This window comes from Streptomyces sp. S.PNR 29 (assembly GCF_030386795.1).
In the GTDB taxonomy this organism is placed as follows: Bacteria; Actinomycetota; Actinomycetes; order Streptomycetales; family Streptomycetaceae; genus Streptomyces.
Genome location: NZ_JANUQM010000002.1, coordinates 279,902 through 298,421 on the forward strand (window position 1 = coordinate 279,902; position 18,520 = coordinate 298,421).

Annotated in this window: 17 protein-coding genes, 1 other RNA gene and 4 pseudogenes; 14 read left to right on the top strand and 8 right to left on the bottom strand. The window is 70.7% G+C overall.

All coding sequences use genetic code 11. The features are described 5' to 3' along the window. Positions 1–125: 125 nt before the first annotated feature. The 5 genes and pseudogenes from NW895_RS05925 (at position 126) to NW895_RS05945 (ending at position 3,276) form a co-directional block, all read left to right on the top strand. Positions 126–701: a Uma2 family endonuclease gene (locus NW895_RS05925; RefSeq protein ID WP_289934238.1), complete on the top strand. Its 576-nt coding sequence runs from the start codon at positions 126–128 to the stop codon at positions 699–701. A gap of 26 nt (positions 702–727) precedes the next feature. After that, positions 728–1,598: pseudogene (locus NW895_RS05930) on the top strand (AraC family transcriptional regulator). A gap of 82 nt (positions 1,599–1,680) precedes the next feature. After that, positions 1,681–2,397: pseudogene (locus tag NW895_RS05935) on the top strand (DMT family transporter); the annotation flags it as partial. A 116-nt stretch (positions 2,398–2,513) separates the two neighbouring features. After that, positions 2,514–2,919: RNase P RNA component class A (rnpB, locus tag NW895_RS05940), an RNA gene on the top strand. Positions 2,920–3,147: 228 nt separating this feature from the next. Next, positions 3,148–3,276, top strand: coding sequence for an RICIN domain-containing protein (locus tag NW895_RS05945; protein ID WP_289934239.1), 129 nt, complete (start codon positions 3,148–3,150; stop codon positions 3,274–3,276). Between the two features lie 90 nt (positions 3,277–3,366). Here NW895_RS05945 and NW895_RS05950 read toward each other — a convergent pair whose 3' ends face one another. Next, positions 3,367–3,720, bottom strand: a complete 354-nt coding sequence (locus NW895_RS05950; protein ID WP_289934240.1) for a hypothetical protein — start codon at positions 3,718–3,720, stop codon at positions 3,367–3,369. Between the two features lie 188 nt (positions 3,721–3,908). On the opposite strand from NW895_RS05950, the gene NW895_RS05955 reads away from it, so the two are divergent. Then, on the top strand, positions 3,909–4,178 hold the full coding sequence (locus NW895_RS05955) for a hypothetical protein (RefSeq protein ID WP_289934241.1): 270 nt from the start codon (positions 3,909–3,911) through the stop codon (positions 4,176–4,178). A 20-nt stretch (positions 4,179–4,198) separates the two neighbouring features. Next, positions 4,199–4,321: pseudogene (locus NW895_RS05960) on the top strand (DUF397 domain-containing protein); the annotation flags it as partial. A gap of 8 nt (positions 4,322–4,329) precedes the next feature. On the opposite strand, the gene NW895_RS05965 reads toward NW895_RS05960, so the two are convergent. After that, the gene (locus NW895_RS05965; protein ID WP_289934242.1) at positions 4,330–6,201 is read right to left on the bottom strand and encodes a glycoside hydrolase family 35 protein; all 1,872 of its coding nucleotides are present in this window, start codon (positions 6,199–6,201) and stop codon (positions 4,330–4,332) included. A gap of 90 nt (positions 6,202–6,291) precedes the next feature. Here NW895_RS05965 and NW895_RS05970 point away from each other — a divergent pair, with 90 nt between their 5' ends. From NW895_RS05970 to NW895_RS05985, 4 genes are all read left to right on the top strand, one after another. Next, positions 6,292–7,311, top strand: coding sequence for a LacI family DNA-binding transcriptional regulator (locus tag NW895_RS05970; protein ID WP_289934243.1), 1,020 nt, complete (start codon positions 6,292–6,294; stop codon positions 7,309–7,311). 156 nt (positions 7,312–7,467) lie between these two features. Beyond that, positions 7,468–8,889 carry an alpha-L-fucosidase gene (locus NW895_RS05975; protein WP_289934244.1) on the top strand — a complete coding sequence of 474 codons (1,422 nt, stop codon included), beginning with the start codon at positions 7,468–7,470 and terminating at the stop codon, positions 8,887–8,889. Further along, complete coding sequence (locus NW895_RS05980) at positions 8,886–10,034, top strand: hypothetical protein (protein ID WP_289934245.1); 1,149 nt, start codon at positions 8,886–8,888, stop codon at positions 10,032–10,034. The genes NW895_RS05975 and NW895_RS05980 overlap by 4 nt, the downstream gene beginning before the upstream one ends. Beyond that, a complete protein-coding gene (locus NW895_RS05985) occupies positions 10,031–12,373 on the top strand; it encodes a discoidin domain-containing protein (RefSeq protein ID WP_289934246.1) in 2,343 nt (780 codons plus the stop codon). Before NW895_RS05980 ends, NW895_RS05985 begins: the two co-directional genes overlap by 4 nt. A 61-nt stretch (positions 12,374–12,434) precedes the next feature. Here NW895_RS05985 and NW895_RS05990 read toward each other — a convergent pair whose 3' ends face one another. Then, entirely contained in the window at positions 12,435–12,809 is a 375-nt protein-coding gene (locus NW895_RS05990; RefSeq protein WP_289934248.1) for a MazG-like family protein, read from the bottom strand. 57 nt (positions 12,810–12,866) lie between these two features. Next, positions 12,867–13,412 (bottom strand): DoxX family membrane protein, encoded by a 546-nt coding sequence (locus NW895_RS05995; RefSeq protein WP_289934249.1) that lies wholly within the window; start codon positions 13,410–13,412, stop codon positions 12,867–12,869. A gap of 156 nt (positions 13,413–13,568) precedes the next feature. Between NW895_RS05995 and NW895_RS06000 the strand changes: the two genes are divergently transcribed. Continuing rightward, the gene (locus NW895_RS06000) at positions 13,569–13,895 is read left to right on the top strand and encodes a nuclear transport factor 2 family protein (protein ID WP_289934250.1); all 327 of its coding nucleotides are present in this window, start codon (positions 13,569–13,571) and stop codon (positions 13,893–13,895) included. Between the two features lie 59 nt (positions 13,896–13,954). Further along, a complete protein-coding gene (locus NW895_RS06005) occupies positions 13,955–14,941 on the top strand; it encodes an aldo/keto reductase (protein WP_289934251.1) in 987 nt (328 codons plus the stop codon). Positions 14,942–15,203: 262 nt separating this feature from the next. Here NW895_RS06005 and NW895_RS06010 read toward each other — a convergent pair whose 3' ends face one another. Both NW895_RS06010 and NW895_RS06015 read right to left on the bottom strand, forming a co-directional pair. After that, positions 15,204–15,974, bottom strand: a complete 771-nt coding sequence (locus NW895_RS06010) for an SDR family oxidoreductase (RefSeq protein WP_289934252.1) — start codon at positions 15,972–15,974, stop codon at positions 15,204–15,206. A 66-nt stretch (positions 15,975–16,040) separates the two neighbouring features. Continuing rightward, positions 16,041–16,279, bottom strand: a pseudogene (locus NW895_RS06015) (IS5/IS1182 family transposase); the annotation flags it as partial. Between NW895_RS06015 and NW895_RS06020 the strand changes: the two are divergent. Further along, the gene (locus tag NW895_RS06020) at positions 16,269–17,156 is read left to right on the top strand and encodes an MBL fold metallo-hydrolase (protein ID WP_289934253.1); all 888 of its coding nucleotides are present in this window, start codon (positions 16,269–16,271) and stop codon (positions 17,154–17,156) included. The pseudogene NW895_RS06015 and the gene NW895_RS06020 overlap by 11 nt on opposite strands. 142 nt (positions 17,157–17,298) lie before the next feature. Here NW895_RS06020 and NW895_RS06025 read toward each other — a convergent pair whose 3' ends face one another. Beyond that, positions 17,299–17,520, bottom strand: a complete 222-nt coding sequence (locus tag NW895_RS06025) for a hypothetical protein (RefSeq protein ID WP_289934254.1) — start codon at positions 17,518–17,520, stop codon at positions 17,299–17,301. A 17-nt stretch (positions 17,521–17,537) separates the two neighbouring features. Further along, on the bottom strand, positions 17,538–18,488 hold the full coding sequence (locus NW895_RS06030) for a MerR family transcriptional regulator (protein WP_289934255.1): 951 nt from the start codon (positions 18,486–18,488) through the stop codon (positions 17,538–17,540). Positions 18,489–18,520 lie beyond the last annotated feature (32 nt).

Sequence of the window (18,520 nt, forward strand, 5' to 3'; positions counted from 1 at the left end):
GCGCCCGGCTCGCCGCCTGACGGCGACGTTGATCGTGTGCCACGATCGAGGGAAGGGGTCCCGATCTCACGGACAGGTGATCAGCGATGTCCCAGTCTGGCGAGCGACAGAGGGAGGGGCGTGACATGACTGCCATGGCCCATGAGCCGCTCACGCAGGAAGAGGTCCTGCTGGAGGGCTTTCTCGCCCTGGACACGCCGGAGGGATTCCGGGCGGAGCTGATCGAGGGGGAGATCGTTGTGACGCCGCCGCCGGACGGGGACCACGAGGACTACATCAGCCTGATCGTGAATCAGGTGATCAGACGGTCCCGGACCGACATGCAGTTCTCCGGGAACAAGGGCCTGAAGCTGGCGAGCGGGGGCGGTTGCCCGAACCACGCGATCCCGGACGGCACATTCGCCCCCACGAAGCTGCGGCTCTACCGTGGAGCCGACTCCTGGATGCCCTGCGACGGCGTCGCCATGGTCCTGGAGGTGACCTCCACAAAGCACAACGCCGACCGCGAGGCCAAACGCCGCTGCTACGCCCGCGGTGGCATCCCGCTCTACCTGCTCGTCGACCGCGAGGCCTCCTCGATCACGCTGTTCAGGGACCCGGAGAAGGACGACTACCGCGAGCACTGCACCCGCCCCCTGGGCAAATCGATCGCCCTGCCGGAGCCCTTCGCCTTCGAGCTGGACACCACCGACTTCCTCTGATCCCCTTGGGCGGGGGGGGGTACGAGGTGAGCGCACAGGAACGGATACGTGAACAGGCCCGCTGGACCCGAGCCCGGCTCGGCCACGGCGGCCCACCCCTGGACCTCCTCACCGCCCGCTTCGACCGGCACGTCTACGCCCCGCACGCGCACGAGGAGTTCACGGTCGGCGTCACCGTCGGCGGACTGGAGGTCATCGCCTACCGCGGCGGTCACATCCGCTCCGGCCCCGGCTCCATCGTCGTACTGGAACCCGGCGAGATGCACACCGGCGGCCCGGCCGCGCCCGACGGCTACTCCTACCGCGCCCTGTACGCGGAGAGCTCCTTGCTGGCCGACGGCACCCTCGGCGGCCTCCCGCACTTCCGCGAGCCCGTCCTCCACGACCCGGAACTGGCCGCCGCCCTCCGCCTCGCCCACACGGACATCAGCGCCTGCCCCGACCCTCCCCCAGTGCCTTAAGGGCCTGGGGGTACCCCCAGAGGCGGAGTCCCGCCTGCCCTGGCTGCTCACGGCCCTGGCCCGCCGCCACTCCACCGCCCGCGCGGAAAGCGACACCGTTCCCGGCGCCGACCGCATCGCCCTCGCCGTACGCGACCGCCTCGCCGACGAACTGCTGACCCCGCCCTCCCTCGCCGCCCTCGCCACCGACCTGGGCCTGTCCCGCTACCAGCTCCTGCGCGCCTTCCGTACGACGATGGGGATACCGCCGTACGCCTGGCTCGCCCAGTACCGGGTGACCAGGGCGCGCGCCCTGCTGGACACCGGCATGCGCCCCGCCGAGGCGGCACCGCTCGTGGGCTTCGCCGACCAGGCGCATATGACGCGCTGGTTCCGCCGGGTGCTGGGGGTGACGCCGGCGGCGTACCGCAACAGCGTTCAAGACACCGGGGCCTGATCCGGCGGAGACTCGCCCCATGACTGCACGCGGCTGGTTCCTGTTCTCCCTGATGGGAGTCGTCTGGGGCATCCCCTATCTGATGATCAAGGTGGCGGTGGAGGACCTCTCCCCGTCCATGGTGGTGTTCACGCGGTGCGCGCTGGGCGCCGCGCTCCTGCTCCCCTTCGCGATACGCCAGGGCGGCCTGACCCGGACCGCAGGCAGTCACTGGAAGCCCCTGCTGGCCTTCGCGTGCATCGAGATCATCGGCCCGTGGTGGACGCTGACGGACGCCGAGCGGCACCTGTCCAGTTCCACGGCCGGCCTGCTGATCGCGGGCGTCCCCATCGTCGGCGTCGCCCTCGCCCGCTTCTTCGGCGACACGGAACGTCTCGGCGCGCGGCGGCTGACCGGCCTCGCACTGGGCCTGGGAGGCGTCGCGGTCCTCACCGTCCCGCACCTGACCGGCGGCGACGCCCGCTCGCTGGGCGAGGTGTTCCTGACGGTCCTCGGCTATGCCACGGCCCCCCTGATCGCCGCCCGCCACCTGAAGCAGGTCCCCTCCCTCCAGCTCACGGCCTCCTGCCTGGCACTGGCGGCCCTCGTCTACGCGCCCGCGGCCGCGGTCACCTGGCCGGACGAGGTTCCCTCCGCAGAGGTCCTGGCCGCCCTCGCCGGCCTCGGAGTGGTGTGCACGGCGGTCGCCTTCGTCGCCTTCCTTGAGCTGATCAGGGAGGCGGGGCCGACGCGGGCGACGGTCATCACGTACGTCAATCCCGCGGTGGCGGTCGCGGCCGGCGTCGTCTTCCTGGACGAGAGCCTGACGCCGACGATCGCGGTCGCCTTCGCCCTGATCCTCGCGGGCTCGGTGCTGGCGACGGCCGCGGGGCCGAGGCAGGGCCGCAGGCCCGGTACCATGGTCGACACGGCAGACGAGCCGGGCGGACGGCCGCGTGAGGTCCCCCTAGCGGGGCTTCCCGAGGAACGTCCGGGCTCCACAGGGCAGGGTGGTGGCTAACGGCCACCCGGGGTGACCCGCGGGACAGTGCCACAGAAAGCAAACCGCCCAGCGCTCCGGCGCTGGGTAAGGGTGAAACGGTGGTGTAAGAGACCACCAGTGCCCAGGGTGACCTGGGCAGCTAGGTAAACCCCACCCGGAGCAAGGTCAAGAGGAGCGCCGTCAAAAGCGCTCTGCGCGGACGTTTGAGGGCTGCCCGCCCGAGTCCGCGGGTAGACCGCACGAGGCCGGCGGCAACGCCGGTCCTAGATGGATGGCCGTCGCCGGGGGGCCCGCGAGGACCCCTCGGAACAGAACCCGGCGTACAGCCCGACTCGTCTGCCGCACTTTGTCTCCGGTCAGTCGGCGGTTCACTCCGCGAGCCCCGCCAGAAAGTCCAGCTGAAGGCCGATGACAGCCCTTCGGCGGCCCCGGGCCCGGCCCCTGCCCCGCACCGCCGCAGGCGATTGGCTCGGATGCGCACGCTCGTCAAGCACGTCGTTCTGATCGCCGCAGGGCTCGTGATGCTGTATCCGCTGTTGTGGATGATCGCCAGCCCGGTCAAACCCGATGCCCTCGAACACCTACAACGTCGCCATCTCCGCGAACTCCACTGCCGACGGCGCGGCCATCATCCAGTGGCCCACCACCGGCGGCAGCAACCAGCAGTGGAAGCTGGTGAGGATCGCCTGCCCCTGACGCAGTGAGCCCCAGGGCGGGACAGGACCGGATTCCGGCCTCGCCCCGCCCTGAGCGCTGGGCCGCAGTTCGGCTTCGTCCGGCCGCGGGCTACGCACCGGAGCCGCCGCGGCGGCCTCGCGGTCGGCGCTGCTCCTCCTTCACGGCGTCGAACAAGTCCGGCTCACGCGGGGGAGTCGGCTGCGCCGTACCGCGGTCGTAGACCCGGCACTCCTCCGGCACCGTCCTTCCCCGTGGAGTCCAGCGCAGTACGCCGACCGGTGGTCCCGGCGTCAGGCCCAGCTCTTCCACCTGTTTCCGCGTCAGGTAGCGGTCTGGAAGCGTGTCCGGGGTGAAGACCGGCAGGCTTGGGCGGTGCGGGCCGGTCCCGGGCTCGCTGTAGTACGGCTCCCCGAACAGGTTCCAGCCCCGGGGTGTGCGCGTGCGGGAAGTCCTTGGCGGCATGGGGCCATCCTGCCCGGTGCGGGAGCAGCGGCGCCCGGGGAACGGGATGCCGGACGTGCGCGTGGCAGGCATAAGGCCGGAGACGGGGGTACATTCACCTTCCCCCGCATGCATGCCGTCCGTTCCTGGGGGCCGCGATACTCCAGGCGGCGCGTGAGGCCAGGGCTGGACGCCACAGAGGAGACCGCATGGAGCGCACCACCCATGTCAGCAGCGACGGGCGCCGCCGCGTGGACGCCATGGGCCCGTCCGTGATCCCGGGCTGGGATCTCGTCTATGACAAGCCCGAGGACAACGCCCAGGTCATCCGCAGGGAGGAGAGCACGTACGCGCTGGCCTGCACGCTGCACCGGCACGCCAAGGCACTGTCCACGCAGAACGAGGAGCGCCAGTGGCGCGAGAGCGGCGGATGGTGCCCCGGCTGTGTGGCCGGGCTCCCGCCGGTCGAGGCCGAATAGGCGCTGCCGGGGTGGGGCGCCTTGAGGTCGCCACCACCCCCGGGACCGTTCACGTCCGCGACTCCAAAGACCCCGCCCGCGCTCAACTCGCCGCCCACCCCACGGAGTGGGCCGCGTTCGTGCGGTTCGCCGCCGGACGCTGACCCCTCCGTCACCCGAACTCCTCGACGTACTCCTCCTCCGGCCCCAACTCGGCCCGGTCCCGCAGCTCCACACGCTCGCCGAGCCGTTCCATCTCCAGCACCGTCACGGTGTTTTCCCCCACCCGCAGCAGCGGTGCCGGGCAGTACAGCGTGACCTGCGGGCCGATCTCCCAGTAGCGGCCGAGGAGGAAGCCGTTCACCCAGACCAGGCCACGGCTCGACCCCGGCAGCGCGAGGAAGGTGTCCGCGGGCGTCTCGACGTCGAACGTCGCCATGGCGAACCCGGCCCGCGTGCTCGCCGGGCCGGCGGCGACCGCGCGGGCCAGCTCCGTGGCGGACCACTCCTGCAGCGCGACGGGCGTGCTGTCCCAGCCCTGCACGATGCGCCGGTTGACGAGGACGGGGCCGAGCAGCCCCTTGTGGCGGCCGATGCCCGGGCCGTAGTTCACCCGGCCGAGGTTCTCGACCAGGATCTCCAGGCGTACGACCTCGCCGGTTCCCCGGATGGGGAGGTCCGCGGAGTCGCGGTCGGCGAGCCCCAGCCACGTCCCGTCGGCGAAGACCAGGGCACGGTCGCGTACGTCGGTGAGGGTCAGTCGGTGGTCGCCCGGCGGGACGCGGGGGTGCGCGGTGTGCAGGACCATGCCCGCGTCGAGGCCGAGTTGTTCGAAGGAGGCGGGGCGCGGGGCGGTCGAGGCCGTGGCCGGTACGGCGCGGAGGCCGGGGAGCAGGTCGGCGTGGTGGTGGAGGGGGAGGCGGGCCGGCCGCAGCTTCGGGCTGTGGGTGGACGACCGTAGGGGGCCACGGGCGCCGAGCGCCTCGCGTACGGCGAAGAACTTGGCCGTGAGGCTGCCGTCCTCCGCGACCGGCGCGTCGGAGTCGTAGCTCGTGACGACCGGCGCCAGCCTGCCCTCGTGGTCGTTGGCGCCCGCCCAGAGGCCGAAGTTGGTGCCGCCGTGGGCCATGTAGAGGCTCACGCTGCCGCCGTCGGCGATGATGCCGCGGAGGGTGCGGACGGCGCTGTCCACCCCGCGGACGTGGTGCGGCTTGCCCCAGTGGTCGAACCAGCCGTTCCAGAACTCGGCGACCAGGAAGGGCTCGTCCGGTCGCCGCGTGGCGAGGAGTTGCCGGGCGGCATCGGGTCCGGAGCCCAGGGTGACGGCCGTCAGGGTGCCGGGCAGGGTGCCGCCGTCCAGCATGAGCTCGGTGGGGCCGTCGGCGGTGAACAGCAGCTCCCGGATGCCCCGGGTGGTCAGGGCCTGGCGATTCCAGTGCAGGTAGGCGTGGTCGTCGCCGTAGCTGCCGAACTCGTTCTCCACCTGCACCGCCACGACCGGCCCGCCGTAGGCTGCCTGGAGCGCCGCGATGCGGGGGACCAGCTCGTCGAACCAGCGGGCCACGGGGGAGGTGAACGCCGGATCCGAGCTGCGGACCGCGACGTCACGGCCGGTGAGCCAGCTCGGCAGGCCGCCGTTGGACCACTCCGCGCAGATGTACGGGCCGGGCCGGACGATGACGTCGAGGCCCTCCTCGCCCGCCGTGCGGATGAACCGCTCGATGTCCCGCCAGCCGTCGAAGCGGGGCGCCAGGTCCTCCCGGGGCTGGTGGAAGTTCCAGGCCACGTACGTGTCGACCGTGTTGAGGCCGAGGTCGGCGAGGCGGCGGATCCGGTCTCGCCACAGGTCGGGGTGGACGCGGAAGTAGTGCAGTGCCCCGGACAGGACGCGGTGGGGCGCGCCGTGCCGGTACAGGCGGCCCCCGTGCCAGGTGAGGGCGCTGGGCGCGGTGCCGGGCGCCGCGTGGGACGTGCCGTTGGCCGAAGAGGTACGGGCCGAAGAGGTGTGGGCCGAAGAGGCGTGTGGTGCGGGGGGCTCGGTCACCGTGTGAGCCTATGTTATCGATGCCATACGTAACAAGACGGATAGGATCGTGGAGGACGTCGCGGGCCGGCCGCGGGGGAGAGGAGCGCCATGACCGAGGGCACCACGAAGCTGAGGCAGCCCAGCATGGCCGACGTGGCCCGGGCGGCCGGGGTTTCCGCCCAGACCGTCTCGCGCGCGCTCCGCGGCTCGCCGAACGTCAACCCCGAGACCAGGCGGCGCGTGCTCGCCGCCGTGGAACAGGTCGGCTACCGGTTCAACAGCGCCGCCAGGGCGCTCTCCTCGGGGCGCAGCCACACCATCGGACTCGTGCTGCTGGCGTCCGGCGGGTACTACTCGCGCTCGGCGGTGACCGCCGGCGTCGAGGCGGCCGCCGGTGAGGCCGGGTACGCGGTGAACATCGCGACCATCGCCGCGCTCGACACCGGCCTGATGGAGCGCGCCCTGTCCAGGCTCGCCGACCAGGGCGTCGACGGCTTCGTCATCGCCGTACCGCTCATTTCCGTGACGTCGAAGATGGAGGACCTCACCCGCGACATCCCGACCGTCACCCTCGACGGTTCGCGGACGGCGGGTGCCCGGGTGCTCGGCATCGACCAGCAGGAGGCGGGCCGGGTCGCCACGCAGCACCTGCTCGACCTCGGGCACCGGCAGGTCTGGCACATCTCCGGGCCGGACGAGTGGATCGAGGCGCGTCAGCGGCGACAGGGCTGGCGGGAGTGCCTGGCCGCGGCCGGGATCGAGGCGCCGCCGCCCCTGGAGGGCGACTGGTCGCCCGACTCCGGATACCGGCAGGGGCAGATCCTCGCGATGATCCCGGACGTGACCGCGGTCTTCGCCGCCGGCGACGAGATGGCCTTCGGGGTGATCCGCGCCCTGCACGAGCGCGGCCGCTCGGTGCCCGAGGACGTGTCCATCGTGAGCGTCGACGACATCGCCCTGGCGGCCTACTGCTCTCCGCCGCTGACCACGGTCCGGCAGGACTTCTACCGTTACGGCGCGGCTGCCGTGGCCCTGTTGCTGCGGGGCGACGCCGCCGACGTCGATGCCTCCGTCGGCACCGTGTCGCTGTCGGTGCGCGCCTCCACGGCTCCGCCGCGCGCCCGCTGAGCAGCGCGCTCGCCCGGACGCCGAAAAGTCTCGGGTGAGCCCTTGCGTCCTTCTGTGGACCAGTGCCACCGTAAGCCGTCATGTTATCGATGCCATCGTAGCGACGACGGCGCCTGTCCCGTCCCAGTCTGACATCGATGTCACGGAGGGGTCCCGATGAAGGAATCGACGTGTACGGCGCTGGCCGCTGTCCGGCCGAGCAAGCGCCAACTCGCCTGGCAGAAGATGGAGTTCTACGGGTTCCTCCACTTCGGCATGAACACCATGACGGACCGCGAGTGGGGCGAGGGACACGACGATCCGGCCCTCTTCGACCCTGACGCACTCGACGCCGACCAGTGGGTGGCGGCGCTCAAGAGCGCCGGGATGACCGGTGTGATCCTCACCTGCAAGCACCACGACGGGTTCTGTCTCTGGCCGAGCGACGTCACGGCCTACTCGGTCGCCTCCTCGCCGTGGCGCGGCGGTCGGGGCGACGTGGTCGCGGAGGTCGCCGACGCGGCCCGGCGGCACGGACTGCGGTTCGGCATCTACCTCTCCCCCTGGGACCGCACCGAGGCGTCCTACGGCTCCGGGACCGCGTACGACGACTTCTACGTCGCCCAGCTCACCGAACTGCTCACCCGGTACGGGCCGGTGTTCTCGGTGTGGCTGGACGGCGCCAACGGTGAGGGACCGAACGGCAGGCGGCAGGTCTACGACTGGGACCGTTACTACGCCGTCGTGCGAGAGTTGCAGCCGGACGCGGTCATCAGCGTGTGCGGGCCCGACGTCCGCTGGTGCGGCAACGAGGCCGGGGACACCCGGCCCGACGAGTGGAGCGTGGTGCCGCGCGCCCTGCAGGACGCCGAGCGGACCGCGGACCGCTCGCAGAAGGCGGACGACGCGGGCTTCGCCCGCTTGGTGCGCAGCGACGACCGCGACCTCGGCAGCCGCGCCGCCCTGGCCGGGCACGAGGACGACCTGGTCTGGTACCCGGCCGAGGTCAACACCTCGATCCGTCCCGGCTGGTTCCACCACCCGGCCGAGGACGGCGCGGTGCGTTGCGTGGACGAGCTGTTCACCGTCTACCTGCGGGCCGTCGGCGGCAACTCCTGCTTCCTGCTCAACGTCCCGCCGGCCCGGGACGGGCGCATGGCCGACACCGATGTGGCGGTGCTGGAGCGACTTGGGCGGCGCATCGCGGACTTCCGGGCGCGGCGGATCGAGGCGACCGCGACTGTCTCGTCGGGGGCCCCGGGCGATGCCGCGACCGCGTGGCCCGGCGCGGGGCGTACGCCGTGGCGACCGGACGACGCGGACCCGCTGCCCGGCGTGACGCTCGCGTTCGGACGGCCCTGCCCGGTCGAGGCGGTCGTCCTGGGCGAGGACATCACGCAGGGGCAGCGCATCGAGCACGTCGTCGTCCGGGGCCGCCGGGGCGGCCGGTGGACGGTGCTCGCCGAGGCGAACGCGGTGGGCTACCAGCGCATCCTGCGGTTCGCGCCGGCCGAGGTCGACGCCGTACGGGTCGACATGTCCGAAACTCGGGACACGCCCGTCGTCGCCCGGGTGGCTGCGATCGGGGCGGCCTCATGAAGGGCACGCTGCCCCGGCAGGCCAGGCCGAGCAGCTCGCGCAAGCCCGGCGCTCCCCGCAAGGCGAGCGCCCCGCGCGAACCGGCCGCCTCCCGCCGACCGTCGCGCCGGGCCGTCCTCCTCGTCACCGGCGTGTGCGTCGCCCTCGCCGCGCTGCTGATCACCGGCGTGACGCTGCTCGGCCACCGCACCGGTGACGAGGTCGCCTCCCTCGACGGGCACCCCGTGACCCGTGACGAACTGCTCTTCCACATGCGGCGGCTCGCGCCGACCGTGCAGAACGAGCTGCGCAACAAGTACCACCTGCGAGACGCGTTCGACTGGAACGCGAAGGCCGGCGACAGGACCGCGCTCCAGCGGCTGGAGGCGCGTGCGCTCGACGAGATCCGGCGGGACAAGACCACGCTCGTCCTCGCGAAGGAGCAGGGGCTCGTGGACTCCGTGGACTACACGGACTTCCTCGCCGATCTGGCCCAGGAGAACCAGTCCCGAGCCGACGCCATCGCGTCGGGCCGGACCGTCTACGGCGTCGCGGAGTTCACCCCCGAGGAGTACTACACGCACCGGCTCACCGAGCTCACCACGAGCCTGGAGAAGCGGCTCGGCGCGGACGACGGCGACCCGCTCCACGTCACCGACACCGAGGTCCGGCACGCGTTCGACGCCGACCGGGACGCCTGGAGCGCCAACGCGACGACGTACCGGTACGCGCGGCTCGTGGTGCCGGTGCCGGCCGGAGCCTCCGCGGACTTCGCCGCCCGCCTGCAGCGCCGGGTGAGCGCGGCGGGGCGCCTCGCGGCCGTCGCCGCCGGGGAGAGGGGGGCCAAGCTCACGACCGGCACGTACGACGGCAGCGGCTCCACCGGGCTGAACGCCCACGACCAGGACCTCATGGCGGTGCTCGGCCGGCTCGCACCGGGCCAGGTCTCCGCCCCCGTCAGGGGCACCGGCCAGATCACCTACTACCAGCTCGGCAGCAAGAAGGTCGACGAGGACAAGGCGTTCGCCGAATACCGCGGGCGGATCCGGCAGTCGCTCGTCGAGGAGAAGTTCACCACGTTCCTCCAACGCCGGGTCGACAAGGGCGACTTCGATGTCGACGCCTCGGCGGTGGACGCCATCAAGGCAAAGGATGTGCAGCAATGAGACCTTTCGATCCCGAACCACCACCCCCGGTCAGCAGGCCGGCGCGGGCGCTCCGCGCGGTCCTCACCGCCCTGCTCGCCGCGCTGCTCGTCGGATCGTTCGTATCACCCGCGCATGCCGCCGCGGCCCCGGACCCCGCCCGTACCGCCACCCTGCCGAGCTGGCCGGGCAACACACCGAACACGACCGGCGGCACCGACTACTTCATCGACGCCACGCACGGTCACGACGGCGCGGCCGGGACCTCGCCGAAGACCGCCTGGCGCACCCTGGCCAAGGCCAACGCGACGACGTTCCGGCCCGGCGACCGCATCCTGCTCAAGGCCGGTGAGCAGTGGCAGGACGAGCAGTTGTGGCCGAAGGGCTCGGGCAGCGCGGGCAAGCCGATCACCATCTCGGCGTACGGCGACCCGGGCGCGGGGCGGCCGTACATCGCCACGAACGGCAAGGTGCCGAGCCCGTTCAACGCGGACGGCACGAAGAATCCCGCCACCGTCGGTCTGACCGGCGCCATCGTGCTGCGCAACCAGCAGTACTGGGACATCGACAACGTCGAGTTGTCCAACGACGACGACTTCGCGACCAATATCACCAAGGGGACGGCCGCAACACCCTACGTCCGTGACGGAATCATGGTGTCGATCAACGCCGATCTGCTGAAGCCCGGCGCGGACACCATCATGGACCACTTCCGTATCTCCGACATACACGTCCACAACATCGACGGTCCGAGCTACTGGCAGAAAATCCACTACGGCGCCGTCGACTTCCAGGTCTTCGGCAGCAAGAGCTACAAGGAATACGGCACCGGCGGCTATCACTTCAAGGACGTCCGGATCGAGGACAACACCTTCGAGAACGTCGAACTGCACGCCGTCCAGTTCGCGTTCAACTGGTTCGCTGCGGACGGGGCGGACGCCGGTCAGTACGACGAGAAGGGGAAGTGGCACGAGGGCTGGGAACAGCTGTGGGTGCGCACCCGGGATTTGTACAGCCGTGACGTCTACATCGGTCACAACTACGCCGAGAGCATCGGCCAGGGCGCGATCCAGCTCGCTGACACCAAGAACATGACGGTCGAGTACAACGAGGTCAATGGCTATCTCAAGCGCTATGACGCGGTGTCCTGCGCGCTCTATCTGTGGGCGGGCGCCGATTCCGTCATGCAGTACAACGAGGTGTACGGCGGCCCCAGTGACGAGTTCGACGGCACCCCGTGGGACCTGGAGTACACGAATTTCAACGTCACGTACCAGTACAACTACTCGCACGACAACGCGGCGGGCTGGATGGCCTACATGGGCAACAGCTCCAACTCGGTGGCCCGCTACAACCTGAGTGTCGACGACAACGGCGTACTCGTGAAGAACATGCTGTCGACGAACTACTCGCCGACCTATTTCACGAACAACACCTTCGTCTACGACGGCGCGGATCTCGACTACGTCCACGACGAGACGTTCCTGAGCCGCGTCTACTTCCTGAACAACATCTTCTACAACACCTCGAAGACGACGGCGACACCGTGGTATCGCCGCACCGGCGCCCTGCGGCAGGCCGTGTTCTCCCACAACGACTACTACGAGGCGAGCGGCACCCACTCCCCGCAGGAACCGGCCGATCCGAAGGGGCTGCGGGCCGATCCGCGGTTCGTCGGTGACCCCGCCGACCACGTCACCGGGGCGGGCGTGGAGCGTATCCGGAAGGCCGCGGCGCACTTCGCCCTGCGCAAGGACTCGCCGCTCATCGACGCCGGGCGGTACAACCCGCACCTGGGCACCGAGGACTTCCTCGGCACGCACATCTACTACGGCAAGGCACCCGACATAGGCATGGCCGAGACGCGGATCGGCCCGCAGGTCACCGACCCGGTGGACACCGACCCGATCGAGGAGGAGACGGACAACCGGGTCGACCTGGCGCTCGGCAAACCGGTCACCGCGAGCTCGACCCACCCCGGCGCGAACGGGACGCTCACCGCGGACAAACTGACCGACGGCGACCTCACGACGCGCTGGGCCGCGGCCGACGACGCGGCCTACCCGATCACGCTCGACCTCGACTTCGGCGCGGACACCACGTTCGACCAGGTCTACCTCGACGAGTACACCGACTCGGGCACCAACCCGAGGGTGCAGTCCTTCGCCCTGCAGCGCTGGGACCCCGGAACCGGCCAGTGGGTGACCTTCGCGCACTACGACGACGGCATCGGGCACGACCGCACCGTGAGCGGCTTCGGCAGCGTCACGGCCTCCCGGCTCCGCGTGGCGCTCACCCAGCAGATCGCGACAGAGCAGTACACCCCGACACTGACCGAGATCGCCGTCTACCACTCCTGACGACCGCCGGCGGGTGGATGCCACGGCGTCCACCCGCCCTGCCCGGTGCGATGGCCGCGGCTCAGCCCGGCTGCCCGACGGCGGGCGGACGTTCCCCGCCCAGCGACCGGTCCCGGACCCGTGCCAGATGACGGCTGAAGACCTCGCGGGTGTCCGGGGTGAGCGTGCGCAGCGCCACCAGGGCCGTGATCACGACGTCGCACAGTTCGGCCTGGACGTCGTCCCAGGTGTGGGTGACGCCCTTGCGCGGGTTCTGGCCGGTCGCGCCGATCACCGCCTCGGCGACCTCGCCGACCTCCTCCGACAACTTCAGCATGCGCAGCAGCAGGCCCTCGCTGCCGTCGGCCGGCCGGTTCGCGTCCAGCCATGTCCACAGGTCGTCGATGGAGTCCCAGAGGTCCGCGGGGGCCTGCCCGGGCGTGCCGTGCTCGCTCATGCGGGGCAGCCTGCCACGGGCACCGGCACCGCCGACAGGGCGCCCCGCGCACACCGGCTAGTCCTCGAACACCGGTTCCTGCTCGCCCTCCTTCTCCTGCCGCACCCTCCTGGTGCGCGCCCCGACGACCAGTGCCGTGGCCGCCGCCGTGGCCGCGAAGGCCGCCGGTACCATCCAGCCGCGGTTGACCGCGTGGCCGAGGGCGTGGTCCAGGGAGAGGCGGCCGGGGCCGGTGACCGCGAGGCCGGCGGCCGTCAGGCCCAGGGTGGCGGCGTACTCGTAGCCGCCGCTCTGGTTGAAGAACCCGTTCGGCGTGTGCACCGCGGCCGCGCCGGCCATCGCGCCGGCCGCCGCCGCACCGGCGGCAGGGGTGGCCAGGCCCAGCGCCAGCAGCGTGCCGCCGCCGGCCTCGGCCAGGCCCGCCGCCGTCGCGCTCTCCTTGCCCGGCGCGTAACCGACGGACTCCATGAACCGGCCGGTCCCCTCGATACCGCCACCACCGAACCAGCCGAACAGCTTCTGCGCGCCGTGCGCCGCGAGCACGCCGCCGGCCCCCAGACGGAGCAGCAGCAGGCCGAGATCACGTCGGTCGAAAGAGGTCACGTCGACTCCTCACCAGACAGCAGTGACAGTCCCCTGGAGTACCCCCTGTGCGCCTTTCCACCGTCGTACCTCCGACACCTCGCGACGCCCCCGGCGGGTCCAGCGGGGGCGTCGTTCGGGTGGCGGGGCCCGGGGGGCGGTGTGAGGCTGGCCGGCATGACGATTCAGACAGCCCGGCTCAGCGACCCGGCCGTCCGTGCCTTCGTCGCCGCCGTCAACGCCCACGACCGCGAGGGCTTTCTGGAGCTGCTCGCGCCCGGCGCGACCATGTCCGACGACGGCGCCGACCGCGACCTCATGGACTGGATCGACCGGGAGATCTTCTCCTCCCACGGCCATATGGAGGTCGACAACGAGTCCAGGGGCGGACGTGCCCTCCTCGCCCGCTACAGCAACGACACATGGGGCGAGATGCGCACCCGGTGGAGCTTCACCGTCGACGAGGACGGAAAGATCGCGCGCTTCGAGACCGGGCAGGCCTGAAGAAACGCCTCGCAGGGGTCTTGCCTTCGTGTGCGCTCCAACTTCTAGCGTCCCCGGTCATGGAGAGCACACGAACACTGGGCCGTAGCGGTATCGAGGTCAGCCCCCTCGGTTTCGGTTGCTGGGCGATCGGCGGGGAGTGGCAGGCCCCCGACGGACAGCCCCTGGGCTGGGGGAAGGTCGACGACGAGGAGTCCGTACGGGCGATCCGGCGCGCCCTCGACCTCGGCGTCACCTTCTTCGACACGGCCGACGTCTACGGCACCGGCCACAGCGAACGCGTCCTCGGCCGTGCCCTCGGCAGCCACCGGGCCGACGTGGTCGTCGCCACCAAGTGGGGCAACGTCTTCGACGAGGAGACCCGCACCCTCACCGGCAAGGACGACTCCCCGGCGCACGCCCGCCGCGCACTGACCGCGTCCCTCAAGCGCCTGGGCACCGACTACATCGACCTCTACCAGCTCCACCTCTCCGACGCGGACCCGGAGCGCGCCGCCGCACTGCGCGACACCTGCGAGGAGTTCGTACGGGAAGGGCTGGTCCGCGCGTACGCCTGGAGCACCGACGACCCGGACCGGGCCGCCCTGTTCGCGGCAGGGGAGCACTGTACGGCCGTACAGTTCGCGATCAACGTGCTGCAGGACGCGCCCGCGATGATCGCGCTGTGCGAGGAGTCGGACCTCGCCGGCATCAACCGCAGCCCGCTCGCCATGGGCCTGCTCACCGGGAAGCGCAGGGCGCACCAGCCGTTGGACACCGGCGACATCCGCAGCCGGCCGCCGGCCTGGCTGCAGGGTTTCGGTGACGGGTCCGGCGCCGACCCGGAGTGGCTCGCCCGCGTCGACGCGCTGCGGGACATCCTCACCAGCGAAGGCCGTACGCCCGCCCAGGGCGCCCTCGCCTGGCTGTGGGCGCGCAGCCCCCGGACGGTCCCGATCCCGGGGTTCCGTTCGGTCGCCCAGGCGGAGGAGAACGCGGGCGCGATGGCGAAGGGGCCGCTCACTGCCGCTCAGATGGCCGAGGTTGAGCGGATCCTCGGCCGATGAGTGACGGTGAGCGGCCCACGTACGCGGCAGCCGTTGCACGCACCGGTGCGCACCCCGCGGTCCCACGCGGGGTCCACCCCCACCCGGTGCCGTGGAACGGCTGCCGCTTCCCCCCGGGAGTGGACTGCGGAAGCTCGCTGCTCCAAGTGTGAAGTTCTGGTGGAGACAGTGATGAGCATAAGCCCGCTACCGGCGGATACATGCCGGATCCTTACATTCCGCTTGTGCAGGTTGAGGAATTGACGATCGGGCGGATGTGCGCTCAGCCCCGCCCGATGTACGGCATCGCCGTCGCCAGCACCGTCGCGAACTGCACGTTCGCCTCCAGCGGCAGCTCCGCCATGTGCCGCACCGTGCGCGCCACGTCGGCGACGTCCATCACCGGCTCGGGCGCCATCTCCCCGCTCGCCTGCAGGGCGCCGGTCCGCATCCGCGCGGTCATGTCGGTCGCCGCGTTGCCGATGTCGATCTGCCCGACGGCGATGCGGTACGGCCGCCCGTCCAGCGACAGCGACTTGGTCAGGCCGGTCAGTGCGTGCTTGGTCGCGGTGTAGGCGACCGACTGCGGGCGGGGCGTGTGCGCGGAGACCGAGCCGTTGTTGATGATCCGGCCGCCCTGCGGATCCTGCTCCTTCATCTGCCGGTACGCCGCCTGCGCGCACAGGAACGCCCCGTTGAGATTGGTGTCCACCACGTGCCGCCAGGCGTCGTACGGCAGCTCCTCGACCGGCACCCCGCCCGGCCCGAAGGTCCCCGCGTTGTTGAACAGCAGATCGACCCGCCCGAAGCGCTCGACGGCGGCGGTGAACAGCCGGTCCACATCCTCGGGTTGCGACACGTCCGTCCGTACGGCGACGGAGGCGCCCTCGGGCACCAGGGCCGCCGTCTCCTGGAGCCTCTCCGGCCGCCGCCCCGCCAGGGCCACCGACCAGCCCGCGCGCAACAGCTCCACGGCGACCGCGCGGCCGATGCCGGACCCCGCGCCGGTCACCACCGCGACCCTCGAATCCTCGGCAGTTCGCATGGCGTTCATGGACCCGCAGCGTAGCGAGGGCCGGGGCTCAGGGGCCCATTCACTTCTCTGAACCAAGACGTCGTCTCATTTGGCGAGTCCGCGGTAGCAGATGAGGCTGCTGGCGATCGCGGTGAAGGCCAGGAAATGCTCGGCCTTGCGTTCATGGCGGCGGTGTAGGCGGCGGCAACCGCCCAGCCCCGCATCTTCGCCGAGTCGATCGCGCAGCGTGACCAGTCCAACTCGCCGCGCGAGCCGAGTTCGTCGAGGACGAGGCGGTGCAGCTTCGCCCAGGCCCGGGCGGCGGACCACTCGGTGAAGCGTCGGCCCGTCGGGGTCGACCGCGCCAACGTCTCGATCACCTCCGCCCCCATGCCCCGAAAATGCCTGCTCACGACTACGGCATGCCAGCTAGTGTTCCTTGGTATGCAACTGACCGTTCTCGGCGGCTGCGGGGCGTGGCCCACCGCAGTTCAAGCATGCAGCGGCTACCTCATCGAGTACGCCGGTTTCCGCCTGCTCATCGACCCCGGGTACGCCACACTTCCACGCCTGCTCGACCACAACACCGTCGACTCCATTGACGCCGTGCTGATCAGCCACGGACACCCTGACCACTGCGCTGACCTCAACCCTCTCCTGCGCGCCCGAGGCCTGAGTGACACGCCACCGCCGGCACTGTCGGTGTACGCACCCCGCGGCGCGGTCGATGCCGTTCTCGCGCTCGACAAACCGAGCATGCTCGCCGAGGCGTACCGCCTTCGCGAGTTCCAGCCCGGCGACCGGTTCGACATCGGCCCGTTCAGAACCGACACCTGGCTCCTGCCGCACTTCGTGCCCAACGCCGGCATCCGGCTGACCACGCCGGATGCCGTGCTCGCCTACACCGGCGACACCGGTCCAAGCCGCGACATCCTGCGCCTCGCTGAAGGCGCTGACCTGCTGTTGTCGGAAGCCACGTATGTCCACGAGGTACCGGCCGCTGACGCACCGTATCTGCTGACGGCACGACTGGCCGGCCAGTACGCGAGCCAGGCGGGCGCTGCCAGACTCATGCTCACCCACCTGTGGCCAGGGACAGATCCGAAAGCCGCACACGAAACAGCCGCGCAGACCTTCCAGCGCCCCATCGATGTCGCCACCCCCGGGCTCGTCACCAACCTCGCCCGTGGAAGCAGTCATACGGCTCCTAGCACCGAGTGACGCGGACGCTGAAAACTCCCATGACCATGCCGTGTTCCAAATGACACGACGTCTAAGGCTTGGTCCCCGCGCCGCGCGGGAAGCTGCTCCACTGATGAACGAATGACGACCGAGTGCGCTTTCCCGTCACCCCGTCGCCCCGTCAGCTCCTGCGCCCGACTGCCTTCGCTTTGCCGCGCGCCCAGCCCGCAACAACCGCGCCGATGGCGACGGCGACGAGGTAGACGGTGATGCCGGCCGCGAATCCGCCTGGCAGCCCGCCGAGTAGGCCGGCGTTGTCGTGGTCGACAAGCTGGCGGATCGCTCCCTGGCCCCCAAGGACGAGGAGCGCCACACCGAGGATCTGTAAGACGTCGTACTTCACGTGATGCCCTCCGGAGCTCAAGAGGTCGCTGCCGTGGTGGAATCACCGCGAAGAACGGTAGTGAACCACGTGTAAACGGGAGCGAGTGTTGGTGGTGCAGGCCATCCATTGATCGTCGCCAGGAGCTGCCAATAGCGCTTGGCGTGTGGGTCAACGGTCATCTGCAGGCGGGCGACGACCCAGCGGCGCAGATCGCCGTCGCCAGCGCGCTCGAATGCGTGGCCGTAGAGGCCGCCCAGTGATTCGGCAAGGGGTGCGGCTTTGGCGGAGGCTGGGAGGATGCCAGCGGATACGGCTTCGTCGATGCGTTCACGCATCGCTTGATTGAGACCGTCGTGCAGGCCCATGACGTCCTGCTGGGAAGGCTCTTTCGCCTGCTCCTCAGCTATGCGCCGTACCGCGGTACGGAAGTCTGGGTTCTTGCAGAGTTCGGCGAGTTCCACCCAAGCCCTGACCTGTTCAGGCGTTGGATCGTCGGGGAGCTCGGGCAGTGCGGATCGCATCAGGGCAACGAACTCGGGGTTGGCGTCGAACCCTTTGAAGGCGTCGTCGATGAAGTCGGTCACGAGGCGGCGTTGTTCGGACTGGGACAGCGTGGCGAGTCGATGCATGAGGTCCATCTCCATGGTGTTGGGGCCGTGTCTGGCGACTGCTCGTAGTACTGCCCGGCGCAGGCGCAGGGTCTGGATCTGTACGTCCAGGGCGTCGGCGTGTGCTTCGGCGACTTCCGGTATGGATGCCTCCCGGTCCAGCACCTTGCGCACGGTCGCCAGGTCGAGCCCGAGATCGCGCAGCGTGCGGGCCAGCTCCAGGCGTGCGAGTGCGTCGAGGCCGTAAAGCCGGTAGCCCGCCGGGCTGCGGTCGGTCGGCGGGACGATGCCCTGGTCGGAGTAGTACCGGATGGTCTTTACCGTCAGACCGGTCCGGCGGGATAGTTCTCCGATGGAATAGAGCGTGTCGCTGTCCATGCCCTCAGCTTGGCCTCTCCCCCCACGGGAGA